17 protein-coding genes and 1 pseudogene are annotated in these 17583 nt (G+C 64.7%); 4 read left to right on the top strand and 14 right to left on the bottom strand.

Features of this window, described 5'->3' with window-relative positions:
• Positions 1 to 4: 4 nt before the first annotated feature.
• Positions 5 to 466: a DMT family transporter gene (locus tag ALC15_RS45870; RefSeq protein WP_244485914.1), complete on the top strand. Its 462-nt coding sequence runs from the start codon at positions 5 to 7 to the stop codon at positions 464 to 466.
• 218 nt (positions 467 to 684) lie between these two features.
• Here ALC15_RS45870 and ALC15_RS03805 read toward each other — a convergent pair whose 3' ends face one another.
• Positions 685 to 1287 carry a hypothetical protein gene (locus tag ALC15_RS03805; RefSeq protein ID WP_095733554.1) on the bottom strand — a complete coding sequence of 201 codons (603 nt, stop codon included), beginning with the start codon at positions 1285 to 1287 and terminating at the stop codon, positions 685 to 687.
• A gap of 62 nt (positions 1288 to 1349) precedes the next feature.
• Here ALC15_RS03805 and ALC15_RS03800 point away from each other — a divergent pair, with 62 nt between their 5' ends.
• The 3 genes and pseudogenes from ALC15_RS03800 to ALC15_RS03790 all read left to right on the top strand — a co-directional run bounded on the left by ALC15_RS03800 (position 1350) and on the right by ALC15_RS03790 (position 4252).
• A complete protein-coding gene (locus tag ALC15_RS03800) occupies positions 1350 to 1880 on the top strand; it encodes a Crp/Fnr family transcriptional regulator (RefSeq protein WP_050626320.1) in 531 nt (176 codons plus the stop codon).
• 340 nt (positions 1881 to 2220) lie between these two features.
• Positions 2221 to 3634, top strand: a pseudogene (locus tag ALC15_RS03795) (amidase family protein).
• Between the two features lie 39 nt (positions 3635 to 3673).
• A complete protein-coding gene (locus tag ALC15_RS03790; protein WP_050626139.1) occupies positions 3674 to 4252 on the top strand; it encodes a TetR/AcrR family transcriptional regulator in 579 nt (192 codons plus the stop codon).
• A gap of 274 nt (positions 4253 to 4526) precedes the next feature.
• Here the strand turns inward: ALC15_RS03790 and ALC15_RS03785 are convergent, their stop codons facing one another.
• The 13 genes from ALC15_RS03785 to ALC15_RS03725 form a co-directional block, all read right to left on the bottom strand.
• Positions 4527 to 5582, bottom strand: a complete 1056-nt coding sequence (locus ALC15_RS03785; RefSeq protein WP_050626138.1) for a YeeE/YedE family protein — start codon at positions 5580 to 5582, stop codon at positions 4527 to 4529.
• Between the two features lie 146 nt (positions 5583 to 5728).
• Positions 5729 to 6742, bottom strand: coding sequence for a quinone oxidoreductase family protein (locus ALC15_RS03780; RefSeq protein WP_050626319.1), 1014 nt, complete (start codon positions 6740 to 6742; stop codon positions 5729 to 5731).
• A 100-nt stretch (positions 6743 to 6842) separates the two neighbouring features.
• Positions 6843 to 8273, bottom strand: coding sequence for an indoleacetamide hydrolase (gene iaaH / locus ALC15_RS03775; protein ID WP_050626137.1), 1431 nt, complete (start codon positions 8271 to 8273; stop codon positions 6843 to 6845).
• Between the two features lie 36 nt (positions 8274 to 8309).
• Complete coding sequence (paaK, locus tag ALC15_RS03770) at positions 8310 to 9641, bottom strand: phenylacetate--CoA ligase PaaK (RefSeq protein ID WP_050626136.1); 1332 nt, start codon at positions 9639 to 9641, stop codon at positions 8310 to 8312.
• A gap of 19 nt (positions 9642 to 9660) precedes the next feature.
• On the bottom strand, positions 9661 to 10116 hold the full coding sequence (gene paaI / locus ALC15_RS03765) for a hydroxyphenylacetyl-CoA thioesterase PaaI (protein ID WP_050626135.1): 456 nt from the start codon (positions 10114 to 10116) through the stop codon (positions 9661 to 9663).
• A gap of 89 nt (positions 10117 to 10205) precedes the next feature.
• Positions 10206 to 11282: a 1,2-phenylacetyl-CoA epoxidase subunit PaaE gene (gene paaE, locus ALC15_RS03760; RefSeq protein ID WP_050626134.1), complete on the bottom strand. Its 1077-nt coding sequence runs from the start codon at positions 11280 to 11282 to the stop codon at positions 10206 to 10208.
• 2 nt (positions 11283 to 11284) lie between these two features.
• Positions 11285 to 11788 (bottom strand): 1,2-phenylacetyl-CoA epoxidase subunit PaaD, encoded by a 504-nt coding sequence (paaD, locus tag ALC15_RS03755; protein ID WP_050626133.1) that lies wholly within the window; start codon positions 11786 to 11788, stop codon positions 11285 to 11287.
• Positions 11782 to 12558 (bottom strand): 1,2-phenylacetyl-CoA epoxidase subunit PaaC, encoded by a 777-nt coding sequence (gene paaC / locus ALC15_RS03750; protein ID WP_050626132.1) that lies wholly within the window; start codon positions 12556 to 12558, stop codon positions 11782 to 11784. Before paaC ends, paaD begins: the two co-directional genes overlap by 7 nt.
• A 117-nt stretch (positions 12559 to 12675) precedes the next feature.
• The gene (paaB, locus tag ALC15_RS03745) at positions 12676 to 12963 is read right to left on the bottom strand and encodes a 1,2-phenylacetyl-CoA epoxidase subunit PaaB (RefSeq protein ID WP_024579339.1); all 288 of its coding nucleotides are present in this window, start codon (positions 12961 to 12963) and stop codon (positions 12676 to 12678) included.
• A gap of 11 nt (positions 12964 to 12974) precedes the next feature.
• A complete protein-coding gene (gene paaA, locus ALC15_RS03740) occupies positions 12975 to 13967 on the bottom strand; it encodes a 1,2-phenylacetyl-CoA epoxidase subunit PaaA (RefSeq protein WP_050626131.1) in 993 nt (330 codons plus the stop codon).
• Positions 13968 to 14043: 76 nt separating this feature from the next.
• A complete protein-coding gene (gene paaX, locus ALC15_RS03735; RefSeq protein ID WP_050626130.1) occupies positions 14044 to 14913 on the bottom strand; it encodes a phenylacetic acid degradation operon negative regulatory protein PaaX in 870 nt (289 codons plus the stop codon).
• 227 nt (positions 14914 to 15140) lie between these two features.
• Entirely contained in the window at positions 15141 to 15911 is a 771-nt protein-coding gene (locus tag ALC15_RS03730; RefSeq protein ID WP_050626129.1) for an esterase/lipase family protein, read from the bottom strand.
• A gap of 196 nt (positions 15912 to 16107) precedes the next feature.
• Positions 16108 to 17391: a DUF445 domain-containing protein gene (locus ALC15_RS03725; RefSeq protein WP_050626128.1), complete on the bottom strand. Its 1284-nt coding sequence runs from the start codon at positions 17389 to 17391 to the stop codon at positions 16108 to 16110.
• Positions 17392 to 17583: the final 192 nt, after the last annotated feature.

Below are 17583 nucleotides of genomic sequence, written 5' to 3'. Positions count from 1 at the left end.
ATCTTTGGACTGGAGCAATCTGCATGTCATCGCCGGCGCTGCCATGATCATCGTCGCGGCGATCTGCTGGGCCGCGAACATCATCTATATCCGCTCGCACCGCTGGATCGCGACGCCGCTGCAATTGCTGCTGTGGCAGGTGCTGGTCGCAACGGTGGTGCTGACCATGGCGGCGCTGATCACCGAGGGCCTGCCCACCGTGAAGTGGTCGCCGCACCTCGTGTTGCTGTTCCTCTATTCCGGCTTCATCGGCACGGCGCTGGCCTATTGGGCGATGTCGATGGTGAACAAGAGCCTGCCGGCGCTGACGACCTCGCTCGGCACCACCGCAACACCGATCGTCGGCATCGTGACCGCGGCGCTGCTGCTCGGCGAACCGATCGACCTCTCGCTGGCGATTGCCGCAACCCTGATCGTCGGCGGGATCGCGCTGAGCTCGCTCGCGGATGCGCCGGCGCGGGCCTAAAGCAGGATGAAGTTGAGTTGAAACGGTTTGACCACGGATTCGGTCTACCTCTCCTGACGGGAAGAGGTGAACATCCGTCGCGACTTTAGCTCAGCCCAATCTAGGGCGGTTCTCATGAATCCGGGATGCCGCTTTCGAGGGTAAAACCGACACGCGACCTCACCCTTGGGGAGGCCGGCTCGTGACGCGAAGCGGTCCTCGGTATCGGCCGGAGCAAACTAGCCGTGCGGATGCTCGCCTCTGGCGATCATCAGGTGATGCTCTTGGTGATGCATCCCCCGAGTCATAACGCCAATGAACCCGAGGGCCTTGAGCTTAGCGGCATCACTCTCCGGGACGCGAACTTCGAGCACCGCGCCTCCTTCGACGTTGGTGGCTTTGAATTGCCATCCTGTGTAGCCGTTCATCGTGGCAGCATGTGCCGTGATCATTCGCTGAACCGAGCCGACAACGGGGCCGGCTCCTGTAACGACGTATCGGATACCACCTTCGAAGGGCTCGGCCTTAACTTGCGCGGCCAACGTGACATTGCTCATGTCGACCAGATGCTCGCGTAGAGCATCGATATTCACCTTGGACCAATCGGTGCGCGGGTCCGCTTCAAGTATCTGCACAATCTCCTGAACGGCCGCAAAGGCATCCTGTCCCGGCTGCGTCGGTTCTTGGGTCATCTGGTGCTGAGACGCATGGCCGCCCTGCTGCATCATCATGTGGTGCTGATGATCCATTGGCATTGACCCGTGCTGTGGGTGTTGCCCGCCCGATTGGGCATTGACGCTGATTGGAATGAGTAGCATCAGCGGGATGAGGAATTGGCGCATGTAATGGTCTCCTTTAGCGGTTGTCTTGCCACGGGAGACCGACTTGGGACATGATCGCTATCATGTCCGACGAACTTTACCTCACCTTCCGTGACCTCCCTGGACGCAAGCGTGAACTTGAACCCGGCGAGGCCCTTTTCCATCGGGGCGACACGGTTCGCCGAGTCTACTTTGTGATCAGGGGGGCAATCCATCTCGTTCGCCACCAAGCGTCTGGAACCTCTTTGGTCATTCAGCGAGCAGGCGCTGGCCAGATCATTGCCGAGGCATCGCTTTTCGCGACCAAGTACCACTGTCATGCGGTAGCAATGCTCCCCACCGCTGTTTGGAGCGTCGCGAAGTCCGAACTGCTTAGCCATATCTCAGGAGATCCGAACATCGGACTGACATTCGTGAAAGCCCTTGCTCACGAACTGCAACATTCGCGTTTCCAGGTAGAAGTCCTTTCCATGAAAACAGTCGCGGCCCGCCTCGACGCATGGATCGAATGGAACGGGGGGCTGCCGCCAAAAGGAGAGTGGGTCAGCCTCGCCGCCGAGCTGGCCGTCAGCCCCGAGGCGCTTTATCGCGAAATTAGTCGCCGACGAGCTTAGCGGGCTGTTAAGAGTCCGGTTCTGGCCCTTGCTGACCTCCGGGGCCATCGCCGAAATATCCGAGTCCGAGAGTGCAGCGGACACCCGGTCCCGAGGCTCGGATGTCGGACTGTGACCCAAACCGACATGCGGTGGTTACCCATCGCCCCCAGTCAACAATCACGCTGATGTGTCCAGACAAGCCCTGCATCCCAATTGAATTACATTCGTAATGCTATATTACGATCGTAATTACATGCTGGTCGATGTTTGACGGCATCGAATGCTGCAAACAGCTCTTTGCGAGGACTTCATGAACGACACCACCGCCACTCCAAGCCATCGCGCGCCGCAAGAGGTCATGGATCTCCCCTCGCTGGGGCTCGCAGCCGCTGCAGCCGCCATTCGTAAGGGCGAGATCACGTCGGAGGCCTACACCTCGGCACTTCTGCTTCGCGCCCGAACGCTTGCCGAACTTAAGGCCTTCATCAAAATCGATGAGGCCGTCGTGTTGACGGCTGCGAGAGACGCAGACAAAGCACGTGCGGCCGGATCGGCAGTTCCGCTACTGGGCGTGCCGCTCGGGGTGAAAGATAGTTATCTGACAAAAGGATTACCGACGAGCCTCGGACTGGGTTGCCTCGCTCACTTTGTGCCGCACGAGGATGCCGACGCTGTCCGTGCCATCAAGGATGCGGGCGCGTTCGTTTTCGGCAAGAATAACCTAGTCGAGATGTCCTATGGCTTGACCGGTCACAACGCACGTTACGGCCAGGTCAAGAACCCGCACGCACGAGGCCGTGTGTCGGGCGGCTCCTCGAGCGGCTCCGCCGCGTCGGTAGCTGCCGGCCTCGTTCCCGCCTCCCTGGGCGGCGACACCGTTGGCTCGATCCGGGTCCCCGCATCGTTCTGTGGCGTCGTGGGGTTCAAGCCGACCACTGGACGGTGGCCGCGCAACGGCGTTGCTCCGATCTCTCACACGCTCGACACCACAGGCGCATTCGCTCGAAGCGTCGAGGACTGCGTGTTGCTGGATCACGTTGTGACTGGCGAACAGGCTGCGGAATTTTCCGACGGCCGTGATCTAAAGGGCGTCCGACTCGCCTTCGCGCCTCGGCAGTTCCTGGAACTTGTGGATTCGGAAGTCGAAACCCGCTTCCTCGAAGTGGTTCGACGGCTGCAGGATGCTGGCGCCGAAATCGTCGAGGTCGACCTTGGCAATGATTTCAACGTCCTCGTCCAAACCGCGACATGGGGTATCTTCGCCCATGAAACGATGGGCGCGATTTCGGAGTTCCTTCGCCGCCACGACATTCCTACTACGTTCGAGGCCATTTACGATGGGCTCAAGCCCCAACTTCGGCAGGCGTGGGGACACATCGTGCTGCCGGGCGGCGCAGGCGCCCCCTCCGTAGAGGCCTATCAGTCGGCGCTCAACGTGAGCCGGCCTGAAATCCAACGCCGCCTCGACACGGCCTTCGTCGCTCGTGGGGCACAGGCCATTCTGCAACCGACCACGCCGTGCACGGCGCCTTTGATCGAAGAGCAGGCGACCGTCCACATCGCGGGGCAGGACGTCAGCTACCTCGCTTTGGCGAACCACACCGTGTCGGCGAGCAGCGTGGGGATGCCGGGAATCAATCTTCCTGTCGGCTCGTCCCGCGCTGGCCTGCCGATTGGCCTTGAGCTTGATGCCCCGCTCGGGAGCGACCGGACGCTCTTGGTCCTTGCCCGCAGTCGAAGGTATCCTGGGCTACAAGTCGACTGCGATCTAACGCGACCAGGCTGCGGGCAGTTTGTGGAGTTGAGCGAAGATGCGATTCGAGAAGGGTCACAAGGCGGCGACACGACGGCACATCGTCGATGTGGCATCGAAGTGCATGCGCCGAGACGGCATCTCTGCGGCCGGCATTGCGGGGATTATGGGCGAGGCCGGCCTGACCAAAGGGGCCTTTTCTCCGCACTTCGAGTCCAAGGACGAGCTTGTTCGCGAGGCGCTGGCGAGCGCGCTGGGGGGCCAGCAGCATTGCCTTGAAGATCAGCTCAAGGGCCTCGACCTTGAAGGCGCGATCCGTAGATACCTCAACCGCGCTCATCTCAAAGACCGGGCCGACGGGTGTCCCTCCGCGGCCTTACTACCGGAAATCGCCCGCCAGCCCCTGTCTACCAGGCAAGATTACGAGAAAGGGTTGCGAAGGTACGTTGCGACTTTTGCCACGCTGCTTCCGGGTGCAGATTCCAAGGCGAACCACCGCCGTGCGACGGCGATCTTCGGGCTCATGGTCGGCACCCTGCAGTTCGCGCGGGCCGTGCCCGACGCGAGAGAGGCGCAGCAGATCCTGGATGGCGGCGTTGAAGCCGCGATGCACTTGGCGCGAACCCCATCAGCCTAGTTCAGCAAGGACGGGGGAGTCTCAAGATCGGACATGCCTGCGTGCTGAAATTGCCGATGTCCGCCGCTGGCCCTCAGCGGACATTCACTTAGGCATCTTCAATGTCTGCTATTGACGGCAATCCGGAAACTCGCCATCCCCGCACGCGGGCACCCGATTCAGAATTGCACGCCCTAATCCCATCATGTTCCAAAGCATGATCCAGAAAGCGAAGCGGTTTTCCCTCGCGACAAACGCGGAACGCGGTTGCGCGGAGATCATCGCTCTTTTGGCTTCACGCTGTTGCGAGTGGCCTGACCCGCAGCGCGCCGCGCAAGCCGGCGCCGGTGCCGAGCACGATTCCCGCGATGGCGACGAACGACGACAGCGACAGCGTCGACAATCCGGTCAGCCCCTGCCCGACCGAGCAGCCGAACGCCATCACGCCGCCCGCGCCCATCAGCGCAGCGCCGCTTGCCGAGCGCAGCATGTGCTGCGGCGAGCGATAGCCTTCGAGCTGGAAGCGCCCGGTGGCGAGCGCCGTGATCAGGCTGCCGGCGAACACGCCGAACACGGTGACGATGCCGAAATTCAGCGTCGAGCCGGTCGACAGCATGACGTATTGCAGGGCATCGGCGATCGGCGCGATGAAGGTCAGCGACGTCACCGGTATCGGATTGAAATCATCGGCGCCGAGATAGCCGGTCGCGTACCAGCCTCCCGCCACCAGCAGACCGACGATCAGGCCGGCCGCGATCTGGCCCGGCGACTTGCGGAATGGCGCATGGGCAAAGGCGAAGATGATCAGGATGGCCGACAGCACCGCGGCCGCGACCATCCGCGCCGGCACCGCGCCGAGGCCGCTGCCCGACAGCAGCGCCGGCACCGAATTGGCTGATACCGTGGCCTGCGAGGCCTGCACCATCGCGATCCGTGCGGGCGCGGTCAGACCCTTCAGCGTCATCTCGGCGAAGATGCCGAGCACGATCACGACCACGAAGGAACGCAGGTTTCCGCGCCCGAGCAGCACCAGCGCCCGCGAGCCGCAGCCGTTCGACAGCACCATGCCGTAGCCGAACAGCAGCCCGCCGAGGAACATGACCGGCGCCGAGAACGACGGTTGCAGATAGATCGACTTGCCGAGATCGACGAGGCCTGCTGCTGCCAGCAGCTGCGAGGCCGCGATCGCAATCCCCATCGCCAGCGCGTAGGTGCGTGCCAGCCGGCCGTCGCCCTCGGCCCACCAGCCGCGCAGCCCGCTCATCATGCAGAAGCCGCTGAGCAGCCCGACCGAGCCATAGATCAGGCCGATAATCAGGGCGGCGAGGATAACGATCGTGGCCGAGTCCATGCTAGTTCCTCAAGAGTTCTCGTCATTGCGAGGAGCCAACGGGTCCGGCCGTCGGCCGGCCCGATGATAAACTCCGCGACGATGCAATCCATTGCATCCGCGCGCGAACGATGGATTGCTTCGCTTCGCTCGCAATGGCGGTAGCATCACGGCCGCAAGATCACGCGGTCGCGCGACGAGCCGGCGACGGCAACGAACGCCGCCCTGGCCTGTTCCAGCGGATAGATCGCACTCTGCTTGATCGGAAACGGCCTCAGATGTCCGCTGGCAAATCCGGGCGCGAGCTCGCGCAGCACCTCGCCGGTCGCCACCGACGAGAACGCAAGCGTGTCGATGCCGACATAGGTGTGCTGGCCGCGGTAGAATTCGAGGATGTTGAACTGGACGATGCGGTCGACCGCCGCGATCAGGATCTGCCGGCCGCGCAGCGCCAGCGACTTGTGCGCGGCCTGGAAATAGGGATCGCCGACCGTGTTGTAGACGATGTCGGCGCCCTTGCCGCCGGTCAGCTCGCGCACCCGCGCAGCAACATCGGTGGCCGAGGCATCGATCACCTCGACCGGCGAATTGCTGTGGCCCTCATAGGGCTCGCTCTTGCGCACCACGCCGATCACGCGCGCGCCGCGCCAGCTCGCGATCTGCACCGCGGCCTGACCGACCTTGCCGTTGACGCCCATGACCAGCACGGTCTCGCCGGCCTTCGGCAGACCGGCGCGGCGCAGGCCTTCCATCGCGGTGACGAAGGGCACGCCGATTCCGGCGGCTTCGTCCCAGGAAATGCCGGCGGGCTTCTCCACCACGGCATCGGCCTCGACCACCAGATGCGTGGCGTGGGTGCCGTCGCGGCGGATGCCGAGGTCGCCGGACGAGCCGAACACCTCGCGTCCGATCAGGCCGGACGGACCGTCGATCACGACGCCGGCGTAGTCGCGACCGGAGGTGCGCGGGAACACGGCATAGGGCATCAGTCCGGTCGCGGCCTTGACGTCGGACGGATTGACCGCCGCGGCCTTCACCTCGATCAGGACGTCGTCGTCGCCGCGCGACAGTGCATGGGTCTCCACCACCGGCGCCACCGCCGCCGCGTTCTCCGCCTTCGCCAGCAGGCGGACGCAACGGGCATCGATGGGATGACGGTTTGCTTGCAGGGCCGGCGGCATGAGCAGTCCAGTGTTGATCATGAAATGGCGGCCTGACGGCCTCAGGCCATGACTAATGGACTGACCGATCAATTCAAGGGGCTTGTTGAGGCCGACGAAATCAGAGCTTCGGCGGTGGGGCGGTGCCCAGGATCGCCTCGATCGACAGACCGAGCCCGAGCAGCCTTGTATCGCTGCCGACCGGACCATCGAGCTCGAGCCCGACCGGCAGCCCGCCGGGCGTCATGCCGGCGTAAAGCGACAGGCCGGGAAGACCGGCATTGCTGCCGGGATCGGTGTTGCGGATCATGGTGCCGAAGGTCGGCACCGGCTCGCCGCCATTGACCGACATCTCGCCGGACCCGGTCTTTTCGTCGATGAGCGGCGCAGGCGCGATCGTGGTCGGAAACAGGATGGCGTCCAGTTTGTTGTTCCCGAGATACGCGGCATAGATCGCCTGCAGCGCCGGCCGCTGCACCTTGATCGCATCGTCATAGGCGGCACCGAAGGCGTCCGCAGTGATCGCGCCGAAGGCGCCGACGACGTCGGGGCTGGCGACGGCGGCCGCGATGTCGGACAGCGTGATCCCTTCGATCCCGGAGGCGGCAAGCCAGGCCGGAATATCGGCGATCGGTTCGTGCAGCGCGACCACGAAGGACACCTTGTCGTTCTGCGCGAACAGGCCGGGCATATCGACGTCGACCAGCTCGGCGCCATCAGCCGTGAGCCGGGCACAAGCCGCGCGGGCGACAGCTTCGACATCGCGATCGAGGCCGCTCCAGAAACAGGCGGGAACGCCGAGACGCACGCCGCGCAGCGGAATGGCCGTGGCCTGCGGCGTGCCTGATATCACGGCATCGAGCAGCGCGACGTCGGCGACGGTGCGACCCATCGGGCCGACGGTGTCGCGGGTATGGCTGATCGGAACCACCTGGTTGTCGTCGTGATAGCGCCGCTCGGCACCGCCATTGCCGACCGAAGGCCTGAGGCCGACGGTGCCGGTCAGCGCCGCCGGCACGCGGGTCGAGCCGCCGGTGTCCGATCCGAGGCCGCAGGTCGCGATCCGCGCGGCGATCGCCGCCGACGTTCCGCCCGACGATCCGCCGGGAATCCGGCGCGTGTCGTAGGGATTGCGCACCGGTCCCGCGAACGGCGCGAGATTGGTGCTGGTGATGCCGAAGGCGAGCTCGTGCAGATTGGTCTTGCCGATGACCACGGCGCCGGCGTCGAGCAGCTTCTGCAGCGACGGTGCGTTGCGCGCAGGCCGCGCGTGTTGCAGCGCCGGCGTGCCGCCCGATGTCGGCAGATCCGACGTGTTGATGTTGTCCTTGACGACGATCGGAAGCCCGGCCAGCACGCCGGTGCGTTTCCCCGCATCGACCTCGCGCGCCGCAGCCAGTGCGCCGTCGCGGTTCAGCAAAATGAAAGCATTGAGGTGCTTGAGCCGCTCGGCACGATCGAGCGCCGCCTCGACGACGCTGACCGCGGTCACCTTGCCGTCGCGGATGTCGGCCACGATCGCCGCGGCGGTTGCTTCGTTGGTATCGGCCATGGAAACCCCGCGCCCTCTTGGATTGCGGGCGAGAGGCTATTCTTTCGGCCGCTTGTCGTAAACCCGTTTCGCCTTGCCGAGCGAACGTTCCAGTGTCTCGGGCGCGACGACGCGGACGCGGGTGGAGATCCCGATCGTGTTCTTGATGAAGGCCGAGACCTTCTCGGCATGCGCGGTCAGCCCTTCGCCATCCCAGCTTTCGGGCCGGGCTTCGGCGAGCACCGTCATCTCGTCCATGCGGCCTTCGCGGGTCAGCTCGATGACAAAGTGCCCGCCGCACCAATCGGTCGCCAGCAGGACTTCTTCAATCTGGGTCGGAAATACGTTGACCCCGCGCAGGATGATCATGTCGTCGGAGCGGCCGGTCACCTTCTCCATCCGCCGCATGCCGGGCCGCGCCGTGCCCTGCAACAGCCGCGTCAGGTCGCGGGTGCGGTAGCGGATGATCGGGAAGGCTTCCTTGGTGAGCGATGTGAACACCAGTTCGCCCTTCTCGCCGTCAGGCAGCACCTTGCCGGTCAAGGGATCGATCACCTCCGGATAGAAGTGATCCTCCCAGATGTGCAGGCCGTCCTTGGTCTCCACGCATTCCTGCGCGACGCCGGGGCCGATCACTTCCGACAAGCCGTAGATGTCGGTGGCGTCCATGTCGAAGGCCTGCTCGATCTCGACGCGCATCGCGTTGGTCCATGGCTCGGCGCCGAAGATGCCGAACTTGAGCGACGACTTGCGCGGGTCCAGCCCCTGGCGCTTGAACTCGTCGAGGATCGCCAGCATGTAGCTCGGCGTCACCGTGATGATGTCGGGCCGGAAGTCGTTGATGATCTGCACCTGCCGCTCGGTCATGCCGCCGGAGATCGGGATCACGGTGCAGCCGAGCCGCTCGGCGCCGTAATGCGCGCCGAGGCCGCCGGTGAACAGGCCGTAGCCATAGGCATTGTGCATCAGCATGCCCTTGCGGCCGCCGGCAGCGCGGATCGAGCGCGCCATGACATCCGCCCAGGTGTCGATGTCTCCCTTGGTGTAGCCGACCACGATCGGCTTGCCGGTCGTGCCCGAGGAGGCATGGACCCGCACCAGCTGCTCGCGCGGCACCGCGAACATGTTGAACGGATAATTGTCGCGCAGGTCGGTCTTCACCGTGAAGGGAAACCTGGCGAGATCGGAAAGCTGCTTGAAATCCGATGGGTGCACGCCCGCGGCGTCGAAGCTTTTCTTGTAGTGCGCGACATTGTCATAGGCATGCTTGAGCGACCAGGCGAGCCGCTTGGTCTGCAACGCCATGATCTCGTCGCGCGAGGCGCGTTCAGCCGCATCGAGCTCGGCGTGATAACCGCTATCCCTAACCCTGAGCTTTGCCGTTGCCATCGACGTTTCCCCCGAAACCTTATGCCTTGATGTCCGTGTCCGGCAACCAGGTGCCCTGGATCACGCGCGAATGTCCGCGAAACTCGGCGATCACGCTGTCGCCGGCGGTGACGCGCACGTCGTAGATTCCAGAGCGGCCACTGCGCGAGACCTCGCGCGCGGTCGCCACCAGCCGATCGCCGAGCTTGCCCGGCCGGATGAAAGTGACGTTGCCCTGCGCCGCCACCGCGCGATCGTTGCGGCTGTTGCAGGCAAAAGCGAAGGCTGAATCGGCGAGCGTGAAGATGTAGCCGCCATGGCAGATGCGCTGGCCGTTGACCATGTGCGGCTGCACGGTCATCGCCATCGTAGCGTGGCCCGGCTTGATCTCGACCAGCTCCATGCCGAGACCCTTGCTGGCGTCGTCTTCCTTCCACATCGCGTCCGCGCAGGCGCGGGCGACATCCTCCGGCGATAGCGTGGCCTTCACGTTCACATCGAACTCCCTGTGCGCGGGCCCGTTGCGACGGGCCTCTTGGTGTCAGTGTTGGGCGCGACACCTCGGGTGTCAACGCGCGCGTAGAACTAGACGTGGTCGTAATCGACCACGACCTTGTCCGAGCACGGCTTGGCCTGGCAGGTGAGGATGAACCCCGCCTTTAGCTCCCACGGCTCCAGCGAATAGTTCAGATCCATCGGCGCCTCGCCTTCGACCAGCTTGGCGCGGCAGGTCGAGCACATGCCGCCCTTGCAGGCGAAGGGCAGGTCCATGCCGGCGCGCAGCGCGGCGTCGAGGATCGACTCGCCGTCGGCGACCGGGACCTCGCGGCGCTTGCCGTCGATGATCAGTCCGGCGATCGCCTTCGGCGGCGCGCCGGCTGGGACGACGACCTTCGCCCGTGGCTTGCCGCCGAACTCCGAGACGAAGCGTTCGACATGGATGCGCTCGTCGGCAATGCCGATCTCGCGGCAGGTGGCCTCGATGGTCTCGCTCATCGCCGCCGGGCCGCAAACGAAGACGTGATCGACGGTCGCAGCCGGCACCAGCGAGCGCAGCAGCACCCGCACCTTGTCGCCGTCGAGCCGGCCGTGCAGGATCGGGATGTCCTGCTCCTCGCCGGAGATGACGTGGAACACCGACAGCCGCTGCATGAAGCGGTCCTTCAGCTCCTCCAGCGCCTCGCGGAACATGACGCCTTCGGTCGAGCGGTTGCCGTAGAACAGGAAGAAGCGGCTGTCCGGCTCGCGCGCCAGCACGCCCTTGATGATCGAGAGGATCGGCGTGATGCCACTGCCGGCGGCGAAGCCGACATAGGTCCGCGCCTCGCCAGGTGCGTGCGCGACGCCGAAACGGCCGGTCGGCGTCATCACGTCGAGCTCGTCACCGGCCTTCAGCTCGTCGGCGGCCCAGTTCGAGAACGCGCCACCGTCGACCTTCTTCACCGCGATGCGCAGCTCGCCATCGTCGGGGCCCGAGCAGATCGAATAGGAGCGGCGAACCTCCTCGCCGTCCATCGTGGTGCGCAGCGTCAGATACTGGCCGGGCGTGAAACGGTAGTCGCCCTGCAGATCGGCGGGGATCGCAAAGGTCATCGAGATGGCGTCCGAGGCCTCACGGCGCAGATCGCTGACGGACAGACGGTGGAATCGCGGTGTCGACATGGTCAATGACACTTGAAGTAATCGAAGGGTTCACGGCAGCTCTTGCAACGCCACAGCGCCTTGCAGGAGGTCGAGCCGAATTCGGACAGCAACTCGGTATCGCCAGACCCGCATTGCGGGCACGCGACCTGCTGCTCGCCGAACAGCGCGCGACGCGAGGAACCCGGCAGCGGCGGCGCGATGCCGTATTCTTTCAACTTGCGGCGGCCGTCCTCGCTCATCCAGTCGGTGGTCCAGGCCGGCGACAGCACGGTGCGGACCATCGGCGCATGAATGCCTTCGCGCTCCAGCGCGAGCTCGATCTCGAGCGCGATCATGTTCATCGCGGGACAGCCGGAATAGGTCGGCGTGATCGCGACCTCGACATGGCCGTCATGGACAGCGACGTCGCGCAGCACGCCGAGATCGGCGATGGTCAGCACCGGGATTTCGGGATCGACCACCTGCGCGGCCGCGCTCCAGGCGCGCCGGCGCAGATCGGCATCGCTGAGCGCTGCGGTCACCATGTTGCCCCCGGGAAGGTCCGCTGCAGGGACTGCAATTCGCTGAGCAGATGGCCGAGGTGCTCGCTATGGCTGCCGACGCGGCCGCCCTGCTGCATCCAGTCGCTCTTCGGCAGTGACAGCGTCGCCTCGTTGACGATACCGGTGACGGTCTTCAGCCAGCGCGACTTCAGCGTCGCCGGATCGATCGCGATGCCAGCATCGATCAGGCCGCGCTCGCCGCCGTCGACCGCGAACATCTCGCCGGTATAGGCCCAGAGGTCGTCGATCGCATTCTGCGCGCGGCGATGGCTTTCCTCGGTGCCGTCGCCGAGGCGGACGATCCATTCCGACGAATGCCTGACATGATAGGCGCTCTCCTTCTCTGACTTGGCCGCGATCGCAGCGAGCGTCGGATCGGAGGATGACATCATCGCGCGCCAGTAGAGATCGGCGAACGCCGCGTAGCAGAACTGCCGCATCATGGTGCGGGCGAAGTCGCCGTTCGGCTGCTCGACCAGCAACAGGTTGCGATACTGCCGGACGTCGCGCAGATAGGCGAACTTGTCCTCGTCGTTGCCCTTGCCTTCGACCTTGGCGGCATAAGTATAGAGCTCGCGGGCCTGGCCGAGCAGGTCGAGCCCCATATTGGCGAGCGCCATGTCCTCTTCCATCGCGGGCGCATGGCCGCACCATTCGGACAGCCGATGGCCGAGAATCAGCGCATCGTCGGCGCGGCGCAGCGCGTAGAGCACCAGCGGCGTTTCGGAGACTTCGATGTTGGCGGTTGCCATCTAATCAACTCGCTGTTGAGGCGTCATTGCGAGGAGCGGAGCGACGAAGCAATCCAAACTTGCTTCGCGGCCCGATGGATTGCTTCGCTGTGCTCGCAACGACGAGCAGAGGCGCAGTCACATATGCCCGACTTCGTCGGGGACGTCGTAGAACGTCGGGTGGCGGTAGATCTTGGATTCCGCCGGCTCGAACATCATGCCCTTCTCCGATGGATCGGACGCGGTGATCGCATTCGAGGGCACCACCCAGATCGACAGGCCCTCGCCGCGGCGGGTGTAGATGTCGCGCGCAGCCTGCAGCGCCAGCGTCGAGTCCGCCGCGTGCAGCGAGCCGACATGCTTGTGCGCGAGGCCGTTGCGGCTGCGGATGAAGACTTCCCAGAGCGGAACGTTCGGCGTGGCCATCTCGGGCTCCCTTATTCTGCGGCTTGCGCGAGCTGGCGGCTCTTGCGCTTCTCAGCATAGGCCATCGCGGCCTCGCGTACCCAGGCACCCTCCTCATGCGCCTTGCGGCGCGCGGCGAGGCGATCGCGGTTGCAGGGGCCGTTGCCGGCCAGCACCTGCTTGAACTCATCCCAGTCGATCGGGCTGTGCACCCAATTGCCGTTCTCGTTCTGCTTCATGCCGGGATCGGGAATCGTGAGCCCGAGGAACTCGGCCTGCGGCACGGTGGCGTCGATGAATTTCTGGCGCAGCTCGTCGTTGGAGAAGCGCTTGATCTTCCACTTGGTCGAGGTGTCGCTGTGCTGGCTCACCTGATCGGGGGGGCCGAACATCATCAGCACCGGCCACCACCAGCGATCGAGCGCGTTCTGCGCCATCGCCTTCTGCTCGGCGGTGCCGCGACACAGCGTCACCATGATCTCGAAACCCTGGCGCTGATGGAACGACTCTTCCTTGCAGACGCGGATCATCGCGCGCGCATAGGGGCCGTAGGAGCAGCGGCACAGCGGGATCTGGTTCATGATCGCCGCGCCATCGACCAGCCAGCCGATGGTGCCGATATCGGCCCAGGTCAGCGTCGGATAATTGAAGATCGATGAGTATTTCGCCTTGCCCGAGAGCATCGCGTCGACCAGCTCTTCGCGCGAGGTGCCGAGCGTCTCGGCGGCGGCATAGAGATAGAGCCCGTGGCCGCATTCGTCCTGCACCTTGGCGAGCAGCGCGGCCTTGCGGCGCAGCGACGGCGCGCGGGTGATCCAGTTGCCTTCGGGCAGCATGCCGACGATTTCGGAATGGGCGTGCTGGGAAATCTGCCGGGTCAGCGTCTTGCGGTAGGCGGCGGGCATCCAGTCGTTCGGCTCGATGCGCTCGTCGGCATCGATGCGGGCCTGGAACTGACTGGCACGGGCAACATCCTCGACGCCGCGATCGTCGCCGTCGGATGAATTGAGCGCCTGCGTATACATGGCCGACCTCCCGGTGTGTTGTTGCGCGGAAATATATAACATAAATTTCAGAATGCAAGATATTTCTGTAATATGTTCAGACGCCCTCAAACCGGCGCGCCACGGCCCCGTTGGGCTTCGGCAACGGCCCGTCCTCGTTGATTGCGTGGTCGTCAAGCCATTGTTCCGACGCAGGAAGCAGCCCGCGATAAATCTCGCCGCAGAGCTTGCGCGCCGCCCTGCCCGGCCAGTCTTTCGGCAGCAATGGTGCCGGCAGCAGCGGATCGCGCAGCACGACCCGGCGGTAATGGTGGATCAACAGGATGCGCGCGGTGAAGGCATCGGCGCCGCTCAGCCTCTCGCCTCTCATGATCCAGCCATGCAGCGGCTCGAACGTCTTCATGAACTTCAGATAGGCGTCCGCGGTGCGATCGAGCGGCCAGCTCTCGCTCAGCAGCCGGCGCCCGCTGTCGTCCTCCGCGGAGACTTCGAGGCGGATCGCGCGCGATGCTTCATCCGGGATCGGCACGCCTGACGGCGCGACCCACACGCCGGGCAGCGGGCTGCCGAAGCCGGCATTCTTCAGCGCCTCGCGCGCGGCGTCGCGGTCCTCGGCATTGCCGATCAACAGCAGCTCGAAGCGGCCCGTCCAGTCCGATGGCGGCGGATCGTAGATGTGCCTGGTCGCGGTGTCGAAGGTCTGCCGGCCCCGGGCGTTGAGCCGATAAAAACTGTTGCGGCCGACCTTGCTGCGCTCGAGCCAGCCGTCGGCGGCGAGCCGCGACATCGCGGTGCGCACCACATTGCCGTCGATGTCGAGCGACTTGAAGAATTCGAGCAGCGTGCCGAGCCACACCGAGCCGCCGCGCGGCACGATGGAATCACCGAACACGGTGATGATGATCGAGCCGGTGCGCGACGGTTCGCGCTTCAGCTGGTCGACGATGCGGGCAAGCGGCTGTGGCATGCCGCAACGCATAGCGCGTTTTGTCGATTCACGACAATGCGGGGGTCTTCTCCTTCTCCCCGCGTGCGGGGCCGAGACGAGCGAAGCTCGCTCCGAGAAGGTCGGGATGAGGGGGCTCTCCGCGTTCACGGTGAGAGTTGTTCGCGCGGAGACTCCCCCTCACCCGGATTGCTTCGCAATCCGACCTCTCGCCGCAAGCGGGGCGAGGTGAAGAGACCTTTGCAGTGCTATCGATTGGGATCCGGATAGACGAAGCTTCGCCAGCCGCTGCGATCGAACGGCGCCCACTCGCCGTCCTTCTGCGCGAGGCGATCGGCGACGGCGTAGACGACGGCCGGGTGATGACCCATGCCGCAATGGCTGCTCTCGACTTCAATGCTGTCGGTCATCGACGAGTTCTGCTCGCGGCAGCCCTGCCAGGCGCAGACGCCGTCGGTGCGGCTGAAGACCGCGGTGGTCGGCACCGGCGGCGCGCTGGCGAGCGAGCCACCGAAGCGCTGGTCCTCTTCGTCGGCGCGGCGGCCGCTGGCCATCTCGTAGACGCGCCAAGCGTTGGTCGACTTCGGGCCGGCGGCGAACGGGCTGCCGAGCGTGATCACCTGGCGCACGCGATCCGGCATCATCTTGGCAAGCTGACGCGCATAGAGGCCGCCGAGGCTCCAGCCGATCAGCGAGACCTTGCGGCCGCTGGTCTCGTTCATCTCCTGCAGCAGATCGACCATGCCGTCCTGCACGCCGGAACGCAGCCCGAGATTGCGGCCCTGACGCCAGCCGCTGACGGCGTAGCCCTTGCTCTTGAGGAAATCGCGCAGCGGCCGGGTCGACATGTCGGAGGCAATCAGTCCGGGCAGCACCAGCACCGGATGCCCATCGCCGCGCGGCGCGAGGCTCAGCAGCGGCAATGCACCAAGGAAGGCACCAAGCTCATGAATGGCGCGGCCTTCCAGAAACATCAGCGTCCTGGACGGCGGGCGTAGCGTCTGCGCAGCAACGGACATTTCAACTCCTCTTCCGGCACCGTCTTGGCGGCCGGCAATGAGAATATCAGGAATGGGTCAACAGGATTGACGCAAACCCGGCGGAATCGTTCCGCAACGCAACAATCAACCTTGAAAAGCTAGGGAACCGATCACTTTCGTGCAAGCGGGCCAAGTCACACTTGCCACAACTATTGTGACGTCCGTGCCCAATCGGTCACAGCAGTCGCAGCACGTATTCCAGGGTGTAAAGCGCGAGCCCGGCAAGTCCGCCGATCAGCGAACCGTTGAAGCGGATGTATTGCAGGTCCTTGCCGACATTGACCTCGATCAGCGAGATCAATTGCTCCATGTCCCAGCTCTTCATCTGGTCGGCGATGAAACTCGAGACGCCGCTCTTCTGCTCGGCGACGACCGTGCGCAGGATCGCGACCAGACCCTGATTGATCTCGCCGCGCAGCTCGGCGTCGCCATCGAGCGCATCGCCGGCCTCGACGAACATTCGGGCCAGTTGATGCTGCAGCACCTGCGACTCGCCCGAGGCGCTGCGCTCGATGAAGTCCTTGACGTTGGCCCAGATGGTGCGGCCGAGATTGGCAAGCTCCGGCCGCGCCAGCAGGTCGCGCTTCAGCCCGTCGATGCGATCTGCGAACGCCTTGTCGCTGCCGAGCCGATCGACGAACGACAGCAGCATGCGGTCGAACTCGCCGCGGAACGGATGCTCCGGATCGTTGCGCACTTCCTCGAAGAATTTCGTGGCCGAGGCGATGATCCGGTTCACCACGAACTTGTCGGCACGGTAGAGTCTCAGCAGCGTCGGCATCTCCGCGCGGACCTTGTCGCGGATCACGGCCATGGTCTCCTGCTGCGTCAGCGTCTGGTGCAGCGCGCGCAAGAGGTCGTCGAGCAGCCCCTCATGCTTGCCCTCCTGCACGAAGCCGCGCAGCGCGCCGGCCGCGAGCGGCGCAAGATCGACCGAAAGGATCTGCGTCGTGACGCGGCGGCTGATGAACTGCATCAAGCCTGAGCTTTCGGTCGCCGCGAACGCCTCGGGCAGCATCCGCAGCACGAAGCGGGCGAGATCCTCGGACCGCTTGCGGTCGCGCAGCCAGTCGGCGATGAACGTGGCGAAATCGATCTCGCGCAGCTTGGCCTCGACCGGCCCGGATTCCAGGAAATTGTTCTCGATGAACTCACCGAGCTTCTCGGCGATGCGCTCCTGGTTGCTCTGGATGATCGCGGTGTGCGGGATCGGCAGCCCCAGCGGCCGCTTGAACAGCGCGACGACCGCATACCAGTCGGCGAGCCCGCCGATGGTCGCGGCCTCGGCAAAGGCCGCGATGAAGCCGAAGGCGGGATGCAGCGGCAGCAGCGCCTTCGCTGCAATGAAGACGATCAGGGTTGCCGCCAGTACCCCGGTCGCAAGCCACTTCACGCGGCGCAGTTCGGCGGCGCGTTCGGCATCGACGGGCGTTGCGATGAGGGCTGCAGGAAGGGTCATGGGGATCGAAGGGGCTCTCGCACTGGCGGGACACTAACCGTCATTGCGGGCGGAGCGAAGCAATCCATTTCACCGCTTGCGGAGAAATGGATTGCTTCGTCGCTGTCGCTCCTCGCAATGACGGCAGCTGCGACATCAACGATGTATGAGAAGCACCGGCAAAAAAGAAGGCCCGCAAAATGGCGGGCCTCG

It is taken from the genome of Bradyrhizobium viridifuturi, from assembly GCF_001238275.1.
GTDB classification, from domain to species: Bacteria; Pseudomonadota; Alphaproteobacteria; order Rhizobiales; family Xanthobacteraceae; genus Bradyrhizobium; species Bradyrhizobium viridifuturi.
This window is presented reverse-complemented; position numbering and strand designations above follow the sequence as displayed.